Below are 15,691 nucleotides of genomic sequence, written 5' to 3'. Positions count from 1 at the left end.
GGTGATATCTGTGCCTTTGCCTAAACGATGAAGCTTCGCGCGACTTAAGCGCGAATTCTCTTTTTCATTTGAAGCGATAGGTATTCAAGCAGCATCGCTACGGCTAAGATCATGTACGTAATGACCCCCATCTCATGCAGATTGTAGTAGAACGCACTGTCCATAAACATGTCGTAGCCGATGCCGCCCGCACCTGCGGCAGCCCCCATCGCTACGGAAACGCCGAAGTTGATTTCAAAACGAATGAATGTCCAGGACACAATTGAGGTCAGGGATGAAGGCAACACCGCCTGACAGATAATCTGCCACCAGCCTGCCCCGCATCCTTGTAACGCTTCGAGGATTCCTTGGTCCAATTCTTCAAACGACTCAGAATAGGCTTTCGTCAGATAACTGATGGAGTGAAAGGACATCCCGATAACCGCGGCCACACTCCCCAGTCCTGCCGATACGGCAAAAATGAGTACCCAGAGAACGGTTGGCACCGCACGAATCACGGCCATCAATCCTTTGACACTGTTAGAAACCGTTTTATTTGATAAATTTTCAGCTGCAAGCATGCTGAGAAACAAGGCGATCAAGGCGCCGATCAAGGTCGTCAAAACACCCAGTGACAAGGTAATCAACAGCTGATGGACGGCCTCCGGAAAGGTGAAATGTGAAAACTGCGGCGAAGCAAAAATCGTTTTAAAATTCACAAAGGTTGTCGCAATTCCCTTCAGCAAATGAACCTCTTGGTAGTTGAAGGTCATAAAACCGATAACGGTTAAAACCGCAAGCGCGATCAGCGTCACCCGAATGGCAAGCATCGACTTGGTCAGCACGCGCAACTTCAGTCTCCCGTTTACAAGGGGCGGTTTGCCGTCATTGACCATTTTTGGCTGGGCTGCAGGACTGATCGCCATTACAACATCGCCCTCCTTACATAATTCGAAATCTGTTCAATCACGAGAATGGAGACAACAATCGCAAGTACGACCAGGCTGGCTGAGTGGTAATCCATTCGTTTATAGTAAAGGTCGAAAATGAAACCAATACCTGAGCCGGTCAGAATCCCAACCAGCGTTGCCGCTCGAATATTCGTTTCTATCATGAACAGTACCCAGCTGATCAATTGCGACATACTCATTGGAAGGACCGCCTGAAAAATGATCGAGAAACGATGAGCACCGGTCGCACGCAGCGCTTCAATCGCGCCTGAGCCGACTTCATCAATCGTTTCCATGAATGCGCGTGTCAAAAAGCCAAATGAAGCAACAAACAAGGCAAAATAGCCGGTTAACGAACTTTGGCCAAAGGAGAAAAGCAGCACCAGTGCCCAAATGCTGACATCAATGTTACGGAAAACATTTGCGATGAAACGGCTGAAAGCCGCAAGTGTATTATTGATCTTGGTGACTTGCGAACCAAGCAAAGCAAAAACGAAAGCGAAAATTGCTGCTACCGAGGCCGAGGCAATGGAAATCAGCAAGGTCTCCTGCAGCTTGAGCATGATATCCGGAAAATTCGTAAAGGAATCTGCCGTTGGATAAAAATTGCTGCATCCCCATATCATCGCTTTTGGAATGGAACTGAAGCTGTTTGCGATGCTGAATTGCGTCATCGTCATCGCCGCACATGCAATCCCAACCAAAACGAGCAAAAAACCGAGAAAGGACAAGCGCTTTTTCATCAGAAAGTGCTGCTTCATCTTTTTTGCGCCACTTCTTTCGGTCTCTCGACGTTCAGATTCAGTCCGTCTGGATCTGAGCCATAGATTTGGCGTATAGCGTCATGGGTCAATGCAGACGGCATCCCGTCAAAAACCACGCGCCCGCTGCTGATGCCAATGATTCGATCTGAATAATTTAACGCCACATCCAGCTGATGCAGATTGACCAGCACGGTGATTCCGAATGTTTCGCAAATGTTTTTCAAATGATCCATAATCACTTTGGAAGAACTTGGGTCGAGTGAGGCAATCGGTTCATCGGCAAGAAGGACGCGTGGTTCCTGAACAAGTGCTCTTGCAATGCCAACGCGCTGTTTCTGGCCGCCGCTAAGCTGATCGCAGCGTTTGTAAATTTGTTCTTCAAGCCCAAGCGATTTCAGAATTTCAAGTGCACGCGCTTTTTCTTCTTCATGATAAAAACCAAGCGCGCCAACCAATGCCGTCTTATAGCCAAGACGTCCGTGAAGCACATTTTCAAATACACTCAACCGTTCGACAAGGTTATAGTTTTGAAAGATCATACCGATTTTCGTCCGCAATTTCTTGAGGTTGCGTCTGCCGATGCTCAGTACGTCCATGCCGTCAAAAATGATTTCTCCGCTCGTCGCATCAATCAGTCGGTTGATGCAGCGAAGGAGCGTTGATTTCCCGGCCCCTGAAGGACCAATAATGGAAACTAACTCTCCCTCGTTAACGGAGAAGTTAACATCAGATAACGCCACAGTAGAGCTGCCATATTGCTTGGAGACCTTTTTAAACTGCAATAACGTCGTCATCGTGAACTCCTCGATTCATGATCATTTACTAGCAATTATTCGGATAGTTTTCTAATTTCGTCAAACCAGCCGTCTTCAATTTTCAAGAAACGTTCGTCTTGCGTTTTTGCATACATGCCTTTTGAGCCTTCCGGAGCAAAAATGCCTTTGTCATTGGCAACATCGTCCGAGGTCAGCTTATCAAGCACTTTTTTCTGATCGGATTTACTCAAAGTTTCCGTATTCATGACAACCGGCGCATTTAAAACCGGAGTAACCGCAAGGACCGTAAATTCTTTTCCGCCCAGTTTATTAAAGGGTTCTTCGGCATTTGCCTTTACCTTGTATGTCGATCCTTCTTTGTTCATTTCGCCATTGGCAAGATCTACATAGCGGATGAGTTCTGTATCACAGAATGCTGCAACGTCTGCTTTTCCTGTTAATAGATTCACCGCAGAACCTTGATGTGATTGTCCGAAAACCACTTGTTTGAAGAATTTGTTTCCTACCTGAAGATCTTCTTGTTTTAAATGATCGGATTTAAAGTTAGCAATAATTCGAGAGGAAGGGACGACAAACCCGGAGGTGGAGCTTGTAGAGACAAAAGACATCCGTTTGCCTTTAATTCCGTCAATGGAGTAGCCGTTATTGCTTTTGTATTTGTCTGCATCCTTACTGTTGACTGCAATCCAGCTGTAGTAAACTGCGTCCTTCAAGGTACCGGATGCTCCGCTGTTCACAACGAGCGGCAATACTTTTTCATTTTTCTTATGCGCTTCAATATAGCCTTGCGCAGCCATAAATCCGATATCGGCGTTGCCACTGGCGATTGCTTCGATTGCAATGTTATAATCCGTGGTTAACTTGTCCACGACTTTTTTACCGGTTGCATCAGCAATGACTTTATCAATGGCTTCACGTGAACTTTTCATATCCGCACCGGATTCATTTGGATACCATACGACCGTGATCGTCTTTTTCGCGCTCGATCCGGACCCTGATCCGCCGTTTGCCGAGCACGCTGCGCTAACAAGAAAGAGTGCAAGTACAAGAAATCCAATGACTGCTTTTTTCACTTTGTGGTTCCCCCTGAATAAGTTTTCAAATCTCGCTAAGTATTGGTCAACAGAAGAAGTAATCGATGATGCGTCTGAACAGGCTTCATGAAAAAGAGACACAGCTTTCTTGCAAATCACCGCGAATCCGTGAGCGACTGTACTCAATTGGCACAATTCCTCGATGACTGACAAGACTTTCAACCTGAAGAATCGGCGACTGGGCAGAGATCTCCAGCTGCGCCGCATCGTCTGCATTCGGCAGTGAGGCGCGAACAACGGAGCTCAGTCTTTGCGGTTGAAGGCGATAGATCCCGGACAAGATCCGGTACAGGGAGACAAATGGATCCAAGTGAAGCTCAAGATCGGGAACGATGCGTTCAACAAGACAGGTTGTTGTCATCGATAAAGGCAACCGCCCCGCCCGGCGCCGGATCTCCAATTGATAAACCCAGTCCGCATGATCCAGATGCAGAAGCCTTCGCTCGTGCTGATTTGCCGTTCGCTTTTCCCAGTGCAGCAGTTCAGCATGCGCGATAACCCCGTTTTTCATCATCTCCTCAGTAAATGCGGTCTTAGATGAAAGCGCGTAAGCAAGCGGCGTGCTTCTTGCCGTAACGAACGATCCTTTGCCCTGAATGGTTGTGATCCACCCGCTATCGCAAAGGCGAGCGACGGCGCGCCTTGCCACAGAACGTTTGACTCCGAACTGTTCGCGCAACTCCGATTCAGAAGGCAGACGTTCGCCTTCTTGATAAACCGCTTGCTCAATCGCTTGGATGAAATAATCGGCAATCACCAAATGCTCTGTTTCCATTAAACACGCTCAGCCTCCCCTCTCATCTCCTTCGTTCTTCCATAGTTTAGCGGATAATCCCGTAAAGAAAGTTAAGCCAGTTTTAAGTTGTGATAAAGATTTTGAAAATTCAGTGCCAACGATTGATTCTTACGTTTTCAAGAATGTACATTAGAGGAAATAAAGCTAAAAAGGGGAAGCCTATGCGCACTGAACAAGCAGCCTCCAAAAGAATCATTGAAGCGCTTGAATATAAAATTGAAAAAGCAATCTATAAAAGCGGAGACAAGCTTCCATCTGAACATGACCTTTGCAATCAATTCAGCGTCAATCCTCACTTTGTCCGATTTGCTTTTTTGGATCTGATTCACCGCGGTCTGGTTGAATCAAAGCAAGGCAAAGGCTATTTTGTTGCCAAGCGGATGCGTGAACTTTGCTACCCGCTTTCATCCCTTACCCGATTTACGGAGAACCTGAACCAGATTGGGATTGCAGCAGAAGGGAAACTGGTGGACTGGACGCTGCGCCTTGCTAATGAACCGGAAGCCGAGCGTCTCCAGCTCACCGACGATCAGCATGTTTATGAACTGCAGATCATCCGCTGCGCAGGCGATCAGCCTTTTTCCCGATCACAAACCGTTCTTCCAAAACAATGCGTACCGAATTTCAGCACAAACCTCGAAAACTTCCGTTCGCTTTATCAACTGCTTGATCGCCATTATCGTATTTACCCGCATCGCGTTTCATCGACCCTTCAAGCGGTCATGCCAAACCAGCAGGATACGGAACAGCTCAATATTCCGGAAAATGTACCGATCCTGCAAGTCAGAAGCCTGACACATTATCCCAAAGGCAGACCGATTGAATACAGTTGTTCACGAATCCGCAGTGATCTGTGCCGCTGTACCATTGATTTTTAATAGGCTTCAGAAACGATGCTTATTCGTCTATCCGCTCGTATCCAGGTCAGTCACGGTTCCTTTACGCTTTTTTTACATGCGGTTAACGATTCGTACTTATCGATAAGTTACAGTGCTCTTGTAAGCAAAAATGAAGGAGGTTCAAATCGTGATGATGAACAAGCAGCGGCTCAGTCGTATCCTGAATGCCTGCTCACTTTCGCTATTAAAAGAGATCACTGAGCAATTGGAACAGACGCTCTGTTTGCAGGTGGAACGTTTCCCGCAAACGTCGCTTGTGATGATGAAAGCGCGCGACTCCGTGTCTGATCAACCTTTTTATGTCGGTGAAGTCTTAGTGACCGAGTGCACGGTTTCCTTTAATCAAAAGTTTGGCATCGGCTTGGTTGTCGGTGAGGCACCACAGCGCGCCTATTGTATGGCCGCTGTTGATGCAGCCATCAACGCCGGCTTCCCCATACTCGAGCAATGGCGTGAACGTCTTGAGGCAGCGGAGGGCGCGATCATCGCCGAACGCAACGCAGAGTGTGCTCGCAGCGCTGAGTCGCAAGTCCATTTCGATACGATGGGGGCATACAATGACAGACACTAAAAGCTTCCATGAGGTACATGATACGCGGCGCGTTTATCGCAGTCTGCTCGACAGCATGGCGCGCCCGGGTAAGCTCCATGACCTTTCACCACAAATGAATAGTATTCCAAATGCGATTCCACTTTTCTCCGGAACCTATGCGCTTGGCCGTACCTTGCTCGATGCTCAGACAACTTTCTATTTAGAGACGGAAAATAATGAGGCGGCGTCCTATTTGGAGCTGCGGACAGGAAGCCGAATGCTTGCTGCAGAACGTGCAGACTATCTTTTCATTGAAACTCAGCCTAGTGTCGATTTAATCCGTACACTGATGCAGCAGATTCGCATCGGTACGCTGCTTGAACCCGAGAAAAGTGCCACATTGATCATTCGTGTCCGCGCTTTATCCGATTCTGAAACAAGCGGCATAACGATGACACTCAGCGGCCCGGGCATTAAGAAGCGCCGTACCCTGTCGGCAGATGGATTCAATCCGGAATGGCTTCGGATACGTGCAGCGCGCAATATGGAGTATCCGACCGGCTGTGATTTCATCTTAATCAGCGACAACGGTCAGATGGCTGCACTGCCGCGGACAACAATGATTGAAAGCGAGGCTGTATAAATGGGCTATGTTGCCGTAACTGGCGGTCAGCAAGCCATCGAAACCGCCAATTTACTCAATCAATGGTATCGCTTGAAAGATGCAGACCATGCACTTGAAGTCACGGCAATTGAAAAACAGATGCGCCATCTGGTTGACCGCGTCATCAGCGAAAGCGGCCTTTACGCGCCAAACGATGCGGCACTCGCGCTCAAGCAGGCGGAAGGCGATCCTGCCGAAGCTGCTTTCCTATTGCGCGCCTACCGCTCAACGCTGGAGCGAAACGTTGAATCTCTGACGGTTGATCCCGGACAGATGCGCGTAATCCGCCGCATTTCATCTGCTTTCAAGGACATTCCCGGCAGTCAGATTCTCGGACCGACAGCCGACTATACGCATCGTCTGCTTAATTTTACGCTCCGTAATGAAGAGGCACAGGCTGCACTAAAATCCGTTTTGCAACAGCTTCCGAAACAAGACAACCCGCATACGGATCACCGACAGCCGTTTCGTAAGGTCGCTGACTTGCTGCGCGCACAGGGCTTGCTCAGTCCCCCGAACGCACGCAATGGTTTAGTCGATATTACCCGCGACAAGCTGACCTTCCCTGTCCCGCGCTCAGCGAAACTTCAGCTTTTATCTCGCGGCGATACCGGTGCGATGACCGCGCTCGCCTGCAGCAGCATGCGCGAACATACCGCGCAACACCCTACGGTCGCTGAACTGCGTGTCGGCTATGTGGAATTGACGGTTGCTTATCCGCTTGCTTCAAACGAAACCTTGTCGCTCGGCGAAGTGATGGTAACTGAAGTGGAAACGATCAACTCATTTACCAAAAAAGACAATGGCGATGTGCAGTTTCAACTGGGGTATGGACTAACCTTCGGACAGAATGAGACAAAAGCAATTGCTATGGCAATTCTTGAACAACGCTTGGAAACGGACGGAACGAGCCCGACCCATGATGAGGAATTTGTTCTGCTGCACGTAGACAGTATTGAAGCAAACGGCTTTGTCTCCCACCTGAAACTGCCGCATTATATTACATTCCAGTCCAAACTCGATGTCCTGAGGCAAGCGCAAAAGCTGGCAGCTGAAAAAACAGACCACCAGGAGGTGTAAATATGGCGATGCACACGCCGTTGAAACAAACGTACAACTACGCATTTCTCGATGAGGGTTCGAAGAAAGAAATTCGCCGCGCCACACTGAAGGCTGTGGCGATTCCCGGCTATCAGGTGCCGTTTGCATCACGAGAAATGCCGATCGGCCGTGGTTGGGGCACCGGCGGCCTGCAGCTCACCCTCTCTTTGATCGGCGATGGCGATACCTTGAAGGTGATTGATCAAGGCAATGACGACAGCGTTAATGCCGTCAGTATTAAAAAGCTGGTACAGGCGTGCACCAATGTTGCCGTAACAACTGATGCCGAGCAGGCGACCCTGATTCAGTCACGGCACCGTATTCCCGAAGTACCGATTCGTGCCGATCAAATCCTCGTGTTTCAAGTGCCGATCCCTGAACCGCTGCGATTCGTCGAGCCGAAAGAAAAGAAAAGCAAACACCTGCATGCAGAAATGGACTACAGCGGCATCTGGCTGCGGCTTTATGAAGACATTGTCAAGTGGGGGAAAATCAGCATTGGCGCCGACTATCCGGCATTGGCCCATAAACGCTACATTTTTGCGCCTAGTCCGATCCCTCGATACGATCTTCCGAAGCTCCATCAAGCAGAAGGGTTATTTTTATTCGGCGCCGGACGGGAAAAGAAAATCTATGCGATCCCTCCCTATACCGACGTGGAGCCGCTCGCTTTTGACGACTATCCTTTTGAAGTCGAACACTTTGAAGGCTGCAGCTGCCGTCTGTGCGGGAGCACGGACAGCTTCCTCGATGAACTCTATGATGAGGCCGCCGGACAGACCTTCTATCAATGTTCCGATACCGGCTATTGCCGCAAATGCCGGGAGCGAGGTGCGCAGCATGGGAAATGAAGATCGGCCGTTGCTCGCAGTACGTCATTTGATGAAACGCTTTGGAAAAGGCTGTGCCACTTGCCGGAACCCCCAGAATCTTCCATCTGGCAGCAGTCATTGTCCGCATTGCGGCAGTGTTTTGGCCTGCAATGACATCAGTTTTGATCTCTATGAAGGTGAAATTCTTGGGATTGTTGGCGAGAGCGGATCGGGAAAAAGCTCGCTTGTTCAAAGTCTCTATTTTGATTCGCCCGTGACAAGCGGATCGGCAACCATTGCTACTTATAACAAAGGACCGCGCAATATTTTCCTTGAATCCGCGCAGCAAAAGCGCTACATTCGCAACCATCTCATGGGCATGGTATACCAGAATCCCTGGATCGGGCTGAAGATGAACTTTTCCAGCGGCGGCAACATTGCTGAAAAATTAATCGCAGCCGGTGATTTCAATGTACGCGCCATTCGCAGCCGTGCCGCAGACCTTCTAGATCATGTAGAAATTCCAATCACGCGCATGGATGAAGCACCGGCCCATTTCAGCGGCGGCATGCAGCAGCGTGTGCAAATTTCCAAAGCCCTGGCCAACAAGCCGCCGATTCTTTTGCTGGATGAAGTGACGACCGGCTTAGACCTGTCGGTGCAGGCACGTGTCCTTGATCTGATCCGGCGCATTCAGCGCGAAAACCGAACCGCCATGCTTGTCGTCTCCCATGACCTTGGCGTCATTCGTATGCTGTGCGATCGGACCTTGGTTATGAAACAAGGCCGCTGCATCGAAGCCGGCTTGACCGATCAAATCCTTGAAGACCCGCAACATACCTATACACAACTGCTTGTCCATTCTTTATTGTGAGGTGTCTTTATGAAAATCTATCATGCAAACATTGTTTTGCCTAACCGTGTGATTGAAAACGGATCGGTCACGATTGAAGCATCCCGCATCAGCCGCATTGAAGCCGGCGCACCGGAAAGCGTGACTGCTTCAGATCTCGACGCTGGCGGCAGATGGCTGATTCCCGGTTTGATTGATTCACACAGTGATGCGATTGAAGTTGAAATTGAACCGCGGCCAACCAGTCGTTTTGCGATCGAACTCTCGTTTGCCGAATTGGAGAAGAAGCTCGCTGCAGAAGGGATCACCACCATCTTTCATGCCGTTTCCCTGATGAAACAAAACACGATACGGAAAGCACGTCAAAATGAAACGGTTTATGCGCTCATGGATTCCATCCACCGCCTTGCTCAAGGTCCCCACTTGATTCGGCACAAGACGCATCTGCGTTTTGAAATTGCCAATATTGATGCGGTTGAAGCGGTATCGGCACTGCTCCGTGACGGAAAGATCGACGAATTTTCACTCACCGATCACACGCCGGGTCAAGGACAGTATCGCGATTTGGAAGTGCAAAGAAGGCTGCTGATCGAACATCGCCACTTCTCCAAGAAAGAAGCGGAACAGATGATTGAAGATACGAAAAAGCAGGAGAAATTGGATCCGCAAATGCTGCAGCAATTGGCCCATCTTGCAAACACATGCGGCATACCGGTTGCATCCCATGACGATGATACGATTGAAAAGCTCGACTTAATCCGCAGCTGGCAAGCGGAAATCAGTGAATTTCCAATCACTCTAGAGGCGGCTCGTTATGCACGAAAGCTGGGCATGCGTGTTGTGATGGGTGCACCGAATCTGCTGCTTGGCAAATCACACAGCAATAATTTATCTGCGCTTGATGCGGTTCGTGAAGGTCTCGTTGATCTTTTCTGCTCGGATTATTACCCGGCATCACTGCTGCATGCAGCGTTCAAGCTCCACTATGATCTGGGCATAGATGCGCCCCAAGCATTCAACACCGTTACACTGAATCCGGCGCGCGCACTGAAGCTCGATCACGACATCGGCTCGATTGAATCTGGGAAGAAAGCTGATTTACTGATCGTCGGTGTCAGCGAAACGAAACAACCACTGCTGCAGCATGTTTTCGTCGATGGCTCAGAAGTCTGCCGTATGAACTATCTGACTGCACACCATCAGCCGGCCTTGAAGCGTTGATCCAATACTTCCAGCAGAACACGCCTAAGCGAACGGCGCACCATCGCACCAAGTACAGTTGTTTTGATGAAGCGCTTTGGGATTACCATGCATTTAGCAAACTTATTCAGGTACAGAGGTGAGTAAAATGGAAGAATTGCTCCATGTCGATCATCTTGAGAAAACATTTACCATCCATCAATTTAATGACAAAAAGATTACCGGCTGCCGCAACATTCATTTTTCGGTGAATCAAGGAGAATTTCTCGGAATCACCGGTCAAAGCGGCAGCGGCAAATCAACAATTATCAAGTGCATCTACCGTACTTATTTACCGAGCAACGGGCACATACACTATGCATCGGATCGCTATGGACGCATCGATCTGGCCGAGGCTTCCGAACGCACGATGCTGCGCCTTCGTAAAGAAGAAATCGGCTATGTCTCTCAGTTTCTCAGCATCATGCCGCGGATGACTGCTCTCGAATTCGTCATGGAATCGCTGCTCGAAATGGGAGAAGGCGAAGCTGCTGCACGCATGCGAGCAAAAGCGATGCTGACCCACTTCAATCTGCGCGAAGTACTCTGGGATACGTATCCGAAAACGTTCAGCGGCGGCGAAAAATTACGCCTCAATTTGGCACGGGCTATGGTTCGGCAAACAAAACTGCTGCTGCTGGACGAACCCACTGCATCGCTCGATCAAGCATCAAAAGCTTCGGTAAAAGAACGCATCCAAGAATTGAAACAACGCGGGACGACCATGATCGGCATCTTTCATGATTTGGATTTTATGGAATCGGTGGTCGATCGAACCTTCCGCTTACAAAATGGGTTGCTCAAGGAGGCCGCTCAATGACAATTGAATGGAAGGAACTCGACCGTACAGCGATCGATCAGTACCTTGATTTGCTCGGTGATTTGGATGCTCAGAACCGGCTGCCCGTAAACAAAGCCCCCCAGCTGCTGAATCGTCTCAATGATTATCCTTACTATAAGATTTATGGTCTCTTTGATGCAGCACAACTCATCGCTTCCTATACGCTGATCATTCTTGATAACTTTGGCCACGGCGGAAAAAAAATCGCAATCGTTGAAAATGTTGTGGTCGCTGGAGCCGCCCGCGGACAAGGGATTGGGAAAAAGATGATGCAGGACGCCATGCGCCGCGCAGCCAAGCAAAACTGCTACAAACTAATGCTTGCAAGCGACATAAAACGCAGCGGCGCTCATGCTTTTTATGAGAAGCTTGGATTTGAGCAGCACGGCATGAGTTTTCGAACGGAGGTTAAGGCTGATGATTGACCTGCACTGCCACACATCCATCTCTGACAATTCCGATTCCATTGAAGCGGTTCTTGATCAGGCAAAACACAACGGTGTGGATCATCTGGCAATCACGGATCATGATACGACTCTAGGACTCGCGCGCGCCGCTGAATACAGCAGAAAGATCGGCATTACGCTCATTCCCGGTATTGAAATTTCCGCCTATGACTTCACCCGCAACCGCCGTGCACATCTTCTCGGTCTATTCATCGAAACGGGTCACCCGGTATTGGAGCATCTGTGCGCGCCGATGCGTGCCGAGCGTCAGCAAGCGGCTCGGCAAATGGTCGAAAGACTCATCCAAGCAGGCTATCCGCTCACATGGGCAGAAGTCGCCGAGTTGGCGAAAGAAAGCACAAATGTCTACAAACAGCACATCATGCATGTGCTGTTTAAGAAGGGATATACCGATACAATCTATGGCGATCTGTATCGCAAGCTGTTCGCACGCGCTGGTGCCGGGCACAAACAAGGTGCGGCATATGTATCGGTCCATTATCTCGACGCTTTCGAGGCGATTCGTGCAATCCGTGCAGCCGGAGGTGTCCCCGTGCTTGCCCACCCTGGCCAGTTTGATAATTTTGCCGCTGTGTCTGAATGGGTGCGTGCCGGCCTTGAAGGGATTGAGGTCTACCACCCGCTCCATGATTCACAGGCAGAGCGCCATGCGCTGCAGCTCGCCGAGAAATATGACCTTGTGATCAGCGGCGGCTCTGACTATCATGGCTTTTACAGTGACACCGGATCTCGGATCGGCGACAAGGGGGTTGGTCACCATGCACTCGAAATGATTGAAACTAGAAAAAAACGCATGACACAGACGCGTTGCATACACTGATGCCCATGTTCAAGCCAATAAATGGTCATGATTCGTGCGAATTAATTATGGATTAAATTCATAAAATCAAATATAATGAAACTATATCACTTAATTTTATAAAAGGGAGAGATTGTTTCCGTGGATAGTCCTTCAGATGACCCTGGGAGTCCGTTGTTCTTTCAATTTGGATTGATCGGGGTCCTTACATTAATTAATGCTTTTTTTGCTGCCGCTGAGATTGCGCTTGTTTCCTTGAATAAGAAGCGTATTGAAAGACAGGCGGCTGCCGGCAATAAAAAGGCACTAATCATTAGCAAAGTGATCGATGATCCAAGCAGATTCCTAGCAACCATCCAAGTGGGCATTACTTTAGCCAACTTTTTCTCAAGTGCATCCGCCGCAACCGGTTTAGCAAACCAATTTGCATCGTTTCTCGGAACGATTCCTTATGCAAAGGAACTTTCCATCGCTGTGATTACCCTCGTGCTTTCTTACATCACGCTGGTATTCGGTGAGCTGTTTCCGAAAAGAATTGCGCTTCAGAACGCTGAACGTATTGCTGCATTCGCTGCAAGGCCTATTTTCTTAATTGGCAAATTCACTTATCCCTTTGTCATGTTTTTATCTTTTTCCGTCAATGTGCTGGCCAAGGTTATTCATGTCGGTAAAGAAGATGGAAAAGAACAGGTTAATTCGCGTGAAGAAATCAAATTGCTCGCACAATCCGGCCAGGAAGACGGCTCGGTGAATACCGAAGAGTTGGAAATGATTCGTGGTGTCTTTGAACTGGATGATAAAATCGCCAGAGAAATTATGACTGCCCGAACCGATTCCTTTATCATTGATGCCGATACACCGCCGGATCAGCTGACCGAGTTGATTTTAAGTGAAAAGTATTCACGTATTCCGGTTTATGAACAGGACCGTGATCGCATCATCGGCCTTTTGAACATCAAAGACTATTTTCACGCTGCAAGCAAAGTCGGCTTTGAAAACGTCGCTTTGCGCTCCGTGATGCGTGAAGCCTTCTTTGTACCGGAAACGAGATATATTGACGATCTGTTAAAAGAAATGCGTGATAGCCATCAGCATTTAGCCGTGTTGATTGATGAATACGGCGGTTTCGCCGGTATCGTTACGATGGAAGATTTGATTGAAGAGATCGTCGGTGAGATCGAAGATGAGTATGATGAAACAAAACAGCCGCTGACGCGGATCGATGAATCCACTTATCTTGCTGACGGATCGATGGAGCTCGATGCCTTCAATCATCATTTTAAAACCGATATTGATGTTCCCGAGTTTGACACACTCGCCGGATGGATGCTCAGCCAGATTGGCTCAATACCTGATGAAGGCTTCAAGCCGACCGTAACATACAAGAACATGCTGTTCACGGTTAAATCCGTAAACGGCAACCGGCTCGAGAAGATTGGGATTAAATTCATCAACCCTGCCAGCAGTTCCGCCGCCTCATAAATAGAAAAAACACGCCACTCCTTATGAGTTGGCGTGTTTTACTTTTCCTGACCATGTGTTAATCGGTAATGCCACGTGGGGGTGCAATCACATGTCTCAATATAGAACAGAGAACACAAAGACAAACACCAAGCAACATCGAGAAAATCACGATTGACGGCCATGTATTTTGATCTGTATTTATCATCGTTACGAATATCAGCACGATACTATTTGCTGACGTTATGAGTGCGAACACCAGCATCACCGGTGCAAGCAAATAGCCAAGTGGATTTTTTTTGAGCAGCATCATTAGCGGCAATAATAAGATAAATGGAGCGGCGCATAGCCCCTTCAAAATAAGGAAGTGATCCGTACATGATCATCAAGCAAAAAGAATTTACGATTAAAGGAGGTGCCTGTACCATTCGCTCCGCGCAGCCTGATGATGCCGCGTACTTATCAAAAATTCGTGTACAGATTGACGGTGAGACGGAGAACATGGATCGAGAAGCGGGTGAAGCATTCATCACTCCTTCTGAATTCGAACAGCTGATTAAGCATGACTCAGCAGATCCAAAGAACCTTTTTCTTGTCGCACTCGTGGATCACAAGATCGCCGGATTCTCAAGATGCGAGGGCAATCATTTAAAACGCCTAGCCCACAAAGCTGAATTCGGTGTCTGCGTACTAAAGAAGTACTGGGGCTTACATCTTGGCCCCCATCTGCTTCAAGAATCGATTGCATGGGCCGAAACCATTCATCTGAAAAAAATCACACTTAACGTTTTGGAAACCAATGAAAAAGCAATAAACGTATATAAAAGGTTCGGCTTTGAAGTTGAAGGTATCCTCAGGAATGACAACTATTTATCGGATGGCTGCTATTATAGCACGCTCGTTATGGGCCGGCTGAACGTTTGAAATAACTTATTAACAAAAAAATGGATCAAAGAAACCGGCTACTTCAACGTTTAATGCCCCTGAAATTCCAGATCGTTCCATTCGTTGTATTTTTCTTTCAGCGCACGCACAACACTGACGGAATGGCCCTATCCGCACAGAGCGGATGCGGCACTAAACGAATAGCTTACAGAGTGATCCGTCTCAGCTCCTGCCCGAGCATATGAGACGGATTATTTCTTTCTATCTGACAGCATCAGTATCCCCCTTTCAAGAGGGCGTCAATGAGAAGCAATGCAGAATCGTTTTTATCAAATTTAATCAGCAATTTAGTCAGTTGTTAATTAAAATAAAAGATGCATCAAGGTCAGCCATTGGCTAAAATCCTTGGTGCATCAATGTTTTATAAGTAAGCTTCCAACTGGACTTGAACCAGCGACCCCTTCCTTACCATGGAAGTGCTCTACCGAACTGAGCTATGGAAGCATGGCTCCACAGGTAGGATTCGAACCTACGACCGATCGGTTAACAGCCGATTGCTCTACCACTGAGCTACTGTGGAATACTTAATAAAATATGTATATTATAATGTACTTTCCCATATTGGGGAAGTTTACATTATAAATAGAATAAGAAACAGGTTGCCATACCAATGACTTCCTGCCTCTCTCAATTGCCTGGCAGTGACCTACTCTCACAGGGGGACAGCCCCCAATTACCATCGGCACAGAAGAGCTTAACGACCGTGTTCGGGATGGGAA

17 protein-coding genes, 2 tRNA genes and 1 rRNA gene are annotated in these 15,691 nt (G+C 48.2%); 12 read left to right on the top strand and 8 right to left on the bottom strand.

Annotated elements, in window-relative coordinates:
• Positions 1-44: 44 nt before the first annotated feature.
• From AA84_RS0108580 to AA84_RS18375, 5 genes are all read right to left on the bottom strand, one after another.
• Positions 45-905: a PhnE/PtxC family ABC transporter permease gene (locus AA84_RS0108580; protein WP_081791750.1), complete on the bottom strand. Its 861-nt coding sequence runs from the start codon at positions 903-905 to the stop codon at positions 45-47.
• Positions 905-1,690 carry a PhnE/PtxC family ABC transporter permease gene (locus AA84_RS0108575; RefSeq protein WP_028976866.1) on the bottom strand — a complete coding sequence of 262 codons (786 nt, stop codon included), beginning with the start codon at positions 1,688-1,690 and terminating at the stop codon, positions 905-907. Before AA84_RS0108575 ends, AA84_RS0108580 begins: the two co-directional genes overlap by 1 nt.
• A complete protein-coding gene (gene phnC, locus AA84_RS17475) occupies positions 1,687-2,487 on the bottom strand; it encodes a phosphonate ABC transporter ATP-binding protein (protein ID WP_037563314.1) in 801 nt (266 codons plus the stop codon). The genes AA84_RS0108575 and phnC overlap by 4 nt, the downstream gene beginning before the upstream one ends.
• Before the next feature lie 35 nt (positions 2,488-2,522).
• Positions 2,523-3,542, bottom strand: a complete 1,020-nt coding sequence (locus AA84_RS0108565; RefSeq protein WP_028976865.1) for a PhnD/SsuA/transferrin family substrate-binding protein — start codon at positions 3,540-3,542, stop codon at positions 2,523-2,525.
• Positions 3,543-3,627: 85 nt separating this feature from the next.
• Positions 3,628-4,338, bottom strand: a complete 711-nt coding sequence (locus tag AA84_RS18375; RefSeq protein WP_028976864.1) for a GntR family transcriptional regulator — start codon at positions 4,336-4,338, stop codon at positions 3,628-3,630.
• A gap of 182 nt (positions 4,339-4,520) precedes the next feature.
• Here AA84_RS18375 and AA84_RS0108555 point away from each other — a divergent pair, with 182 nt between their 5' ends.
• From AA84_RS0108555 to AA84_RS0108495, 12 genes are all read left to right on the top strand, one after another.
• Complete coding sequence (locus tag AA84_RS0108555) at positions 4,521-5,237, top strand: GntR family transcriptional regulator (RefSeq protein WP_028976863.1); 717 nt, start codon at positions 4,521-4,523, stop codon at positions 5,235-5,237.
• Positions 5,238-5,388: 151 nt separating this feature from the next.
• Entirely contained in the window at positions 5,389-5,829 is a 441-nt protein-coding gene (gene phnG / locus AA84_RS18370) for a phosphonate C-P lyase system protein PhnG (RefSeq protein WP_223362615.1), read from the top strand.
• The gene (gene phnH, locus AA84_RS0108545) at positions 5,816-6,433 is read left to right on the top strand and encodes a phosphonate C-P lyase system protein PhnH (protein ID WP_028976862.1); all 618 of its coding nucleotides are present in this window, start codon (positions 5,816-5,818) and stop codon (positions 6,431-6,433) included. Before phnG ends, phnH begins: the two co-directional genes overlap by 14 nt.
• A complete protein-coding gene (locus AA84_RS0108540) occupies positions 6,434-7,534 on the top strand; it encodes a carbon-phosphorus lyase complex subunit PhnI (protein WP_028976861.1) in 1,101 nt (366 codons plus the stop codon).
• Positions 7,535-7,554: 20 nt separating this feature from the next.
• Positions 7,555-8,406: an alpha-D-ribose 1-methylphosphonate 5-phosphate C-P-lyase PhnJ gene (locus AA84_RS0108535; RefSeq protein WP_028976860.1), complete on the top strand. Its 852-nt coding sequence runs from the start codon at positions 7,555-7,557 to the stop codon at positions 8,404-8,406.
• Positions 8,396-9,241, top strand: coding sequence for an ATP-binding cassette domain-containing protein (locus tag AA84_RS0108530; RefSeq protein WP_028976859.1), 846 nt, complete (start codon positions 8,396-8,398; stop codon positions 9,239-9,241). The genes AA84_RS0108535 and AA84_RS0108530 overlap by 11 nt, the downstream gene beginning before the upstream one ends.
• A gap of 9 nt (positions 9,242-9,250) precedes the next feature.
• Positions 9,251-10,441 carry a phosphonate metabolism protein PhnM gene (gene phnM / locus AA84_RS0108525; protein WP_037563310.1) on the top strand — a complete coding sequence of 397 codons (1,191 nt, stop codon included), beginning with the start codon at positions 9,251-9,253 and terminating at the stop codon, positions 10,439-10,441.
• Between the two features lie 127 nt (positions 10,442-10,568).
• Positions 10,569-11,279 carry a phosphonate C-P lyase system protein PhnL gene (phnL, locus tag AA84_RS0108520; RefSeq protein ID WP_028976857.1) on the top strand — a complete coding sequence of 237 codons (711 nt, stop codon included), beginning with the start codon at positions 10,569-10,571 and terminating at the stop codon, positions 11,277-11,279.
• Positions 11,276-11,725, top strand: a complete 450-nt coding sequence (locus AA84_RS0108515; RefSeq protein WP_028976856.1) for a GNAT family N-acetyltransferase — start codon at positions 11,276-11,278, stop codon at positions 11,723-11,725. The genes phnL and AA84_RS0108515 overlap by 4 nt, the downstream gene beginning before the upstream one ends.
• Positions 11,718-12,587, top strand: a complete 870-nt coding sequence (locus tag AA84_RS0108510; RefSeq protein ID WP_028976855.1) for a PHP domain-containing protein — start codon at positions 11,718-11,720, stop codon at positions 12,585-12,587. Before AA84_RS0108515 ends, AA84_RS0108510 begins: the two co-directional genes overlap by 8 nt.
• A 120-nt stretch (positions 12,588-12,707) precedes the next feature.
• Positions 12,708-14,048 (top strand): hemolysin family protein, encoded by a 1,341-nt coding sequence (locus tag AA84_RS0108505; RefSeq protein WP_037563308.1) that lies wholly within the window; start codon positions 12,708-12,710, stop codon positions 14,046-14,048.
• A gap of 357 nt (positions 14,049-14,405) precedes the next feature.
• Positions 14,406-14,951, top strand: coding sequence for a GNAT family N-acetyltransferase (locus AA84_RS0108495; RefSeq protein WP_028976852.1), 546 nt, complete (start codon positions 14,406-14,408; stop codon positions 14,949-14,951).
• Between the two features lie 391 nt (positions 14,952-15,342).
• Here the strand turns inward: AA84_RS0108495 and AA84_RS0108490 are convergent.
• The 3 genes from AA84_RS0108490 to rrf all read right to left on the bottom strand — a co-directional run.
• Positions 15,343-15,416 (bottom strand) — tRNA-Thr (locus AA84_RS0108490).
• Between the two features lies 1 nt (position 15,417).
• Positions 15,418-15,492: transfer RNA gene (locus AA84_RS0108485), tRNA-Asn, on the bottom strand.
• Between the two features lie 113 nt (positions 15,493-15,605).
• Positions 15,606-15,691: ribosomal RNA gene (gene rrf / locus AA84_RS18365) — 5S ribosomal RNA — on the bottom strand; the annotation flags it as partial.

The organism is Sporolactobacillus terrae DSM 11697 (assembly GCF_000648615.1).
In the GTDB taxonomy this organism is placed as follows: Bacteria; Bacillota; Bacilli; order Bacillales; family Sporolactobacillaceae; genus Sporolactobacillus; species Sporolactobacillus terrae.
This window is presented reverse-complemented; position numbering and strand designations above follow the sequence as displayed.

Coding starts and splice junctions, on each gene's coding strand:
- AA84_RS0108580 (WP_081791750.1), bottom strand. CDS start 905: ATGGCGATCAGTCCTGCAGCCCAGCCAAAAATGGTCAATGACGGCAAA.
- AA84_RS0108575 (WP_028976866.1), bottom strand. CDS start 1,690: ATGAAGCAGCACTTTCTGATGAAAAAGCGCTTGTCCTTTCTCGGTTTT.
- phnC (WP_037563314.1), bottom strand. CDS start 2,487: ATGACGACGTTATTGCAGTTTAAAAAGGTCTCCAAGCAATATGGCAGC.
- AA84_RS18375 (WP_028976864.1), bottom strand. CDS start 4,338: ATGGAAACAGAGCATTTGGTGATTGCCGATTATTTCATCCAAGCGATT.
- AA84_RS0108555 (WP_028976863.1), top strand. CDS start 4,521: ATGCGCACTGAACAAGCAGCCTCCAAAAGAATCATTGAAGCGCTTGAA.
- phnG (WP_223362615.1), top strand. CDS start 5,389: ATGATGAACAAGCAGCGGCTCAGTCGTATCCTGAATGCCTGCTCACTT.
- phnH (WP_028976862.1), top strand. CDS start 5,816: ATGACAGACACTAAAAGCTTCCATGAGGTACATGATACGCGGCGCGTT.
- AA84_RS0108540 (WP_028976861.1), top strand. CDS start 6,434: ATGGGCTATGTTGCCGTAACTGGCGGTCAGCAAGCCATCGAAACCGCC.
- AA84_RS0108530 (WP_028976859.1), top strand. CDS start 8,396: ATGGGAAATGAAGATCGGCCGTTGCTCGCAGTACGTCATTTGATGAAA.
- phnM (WP_037563310.1), top strand. CDS start 9,251: ATGAAAATCTATCATGCAAACATTGTTTTGCCTAACCGTGTGATTGAA.
- phnL (WP_028976857.1), top strand. CDS start 10,569: ATGGAAGAATTGCTCCATGTCGATCATCTTGAGAAAACATTTACCATC.
- AA84_RS0108515 (WP_028976856.1), top strand. CDS start 11,276: ATGACAATTGAATGGAAGGAACTCGACCGTACAGCGATCGATCAGTAC.
- AA84_RS0108510 (WP_028976855.1), top strand. CDS start 11,718: ATGATTGACCTGCACTGCCACACATCCATCTCTGACAATTCCGATTCC.
- AA84_RS0108495 (WP_028976852.1), top strand. CDS start 14,406: ATGATCATCAAGCAAAAAGAATTTACGATTAAAGGAGGTGCCTGTACC.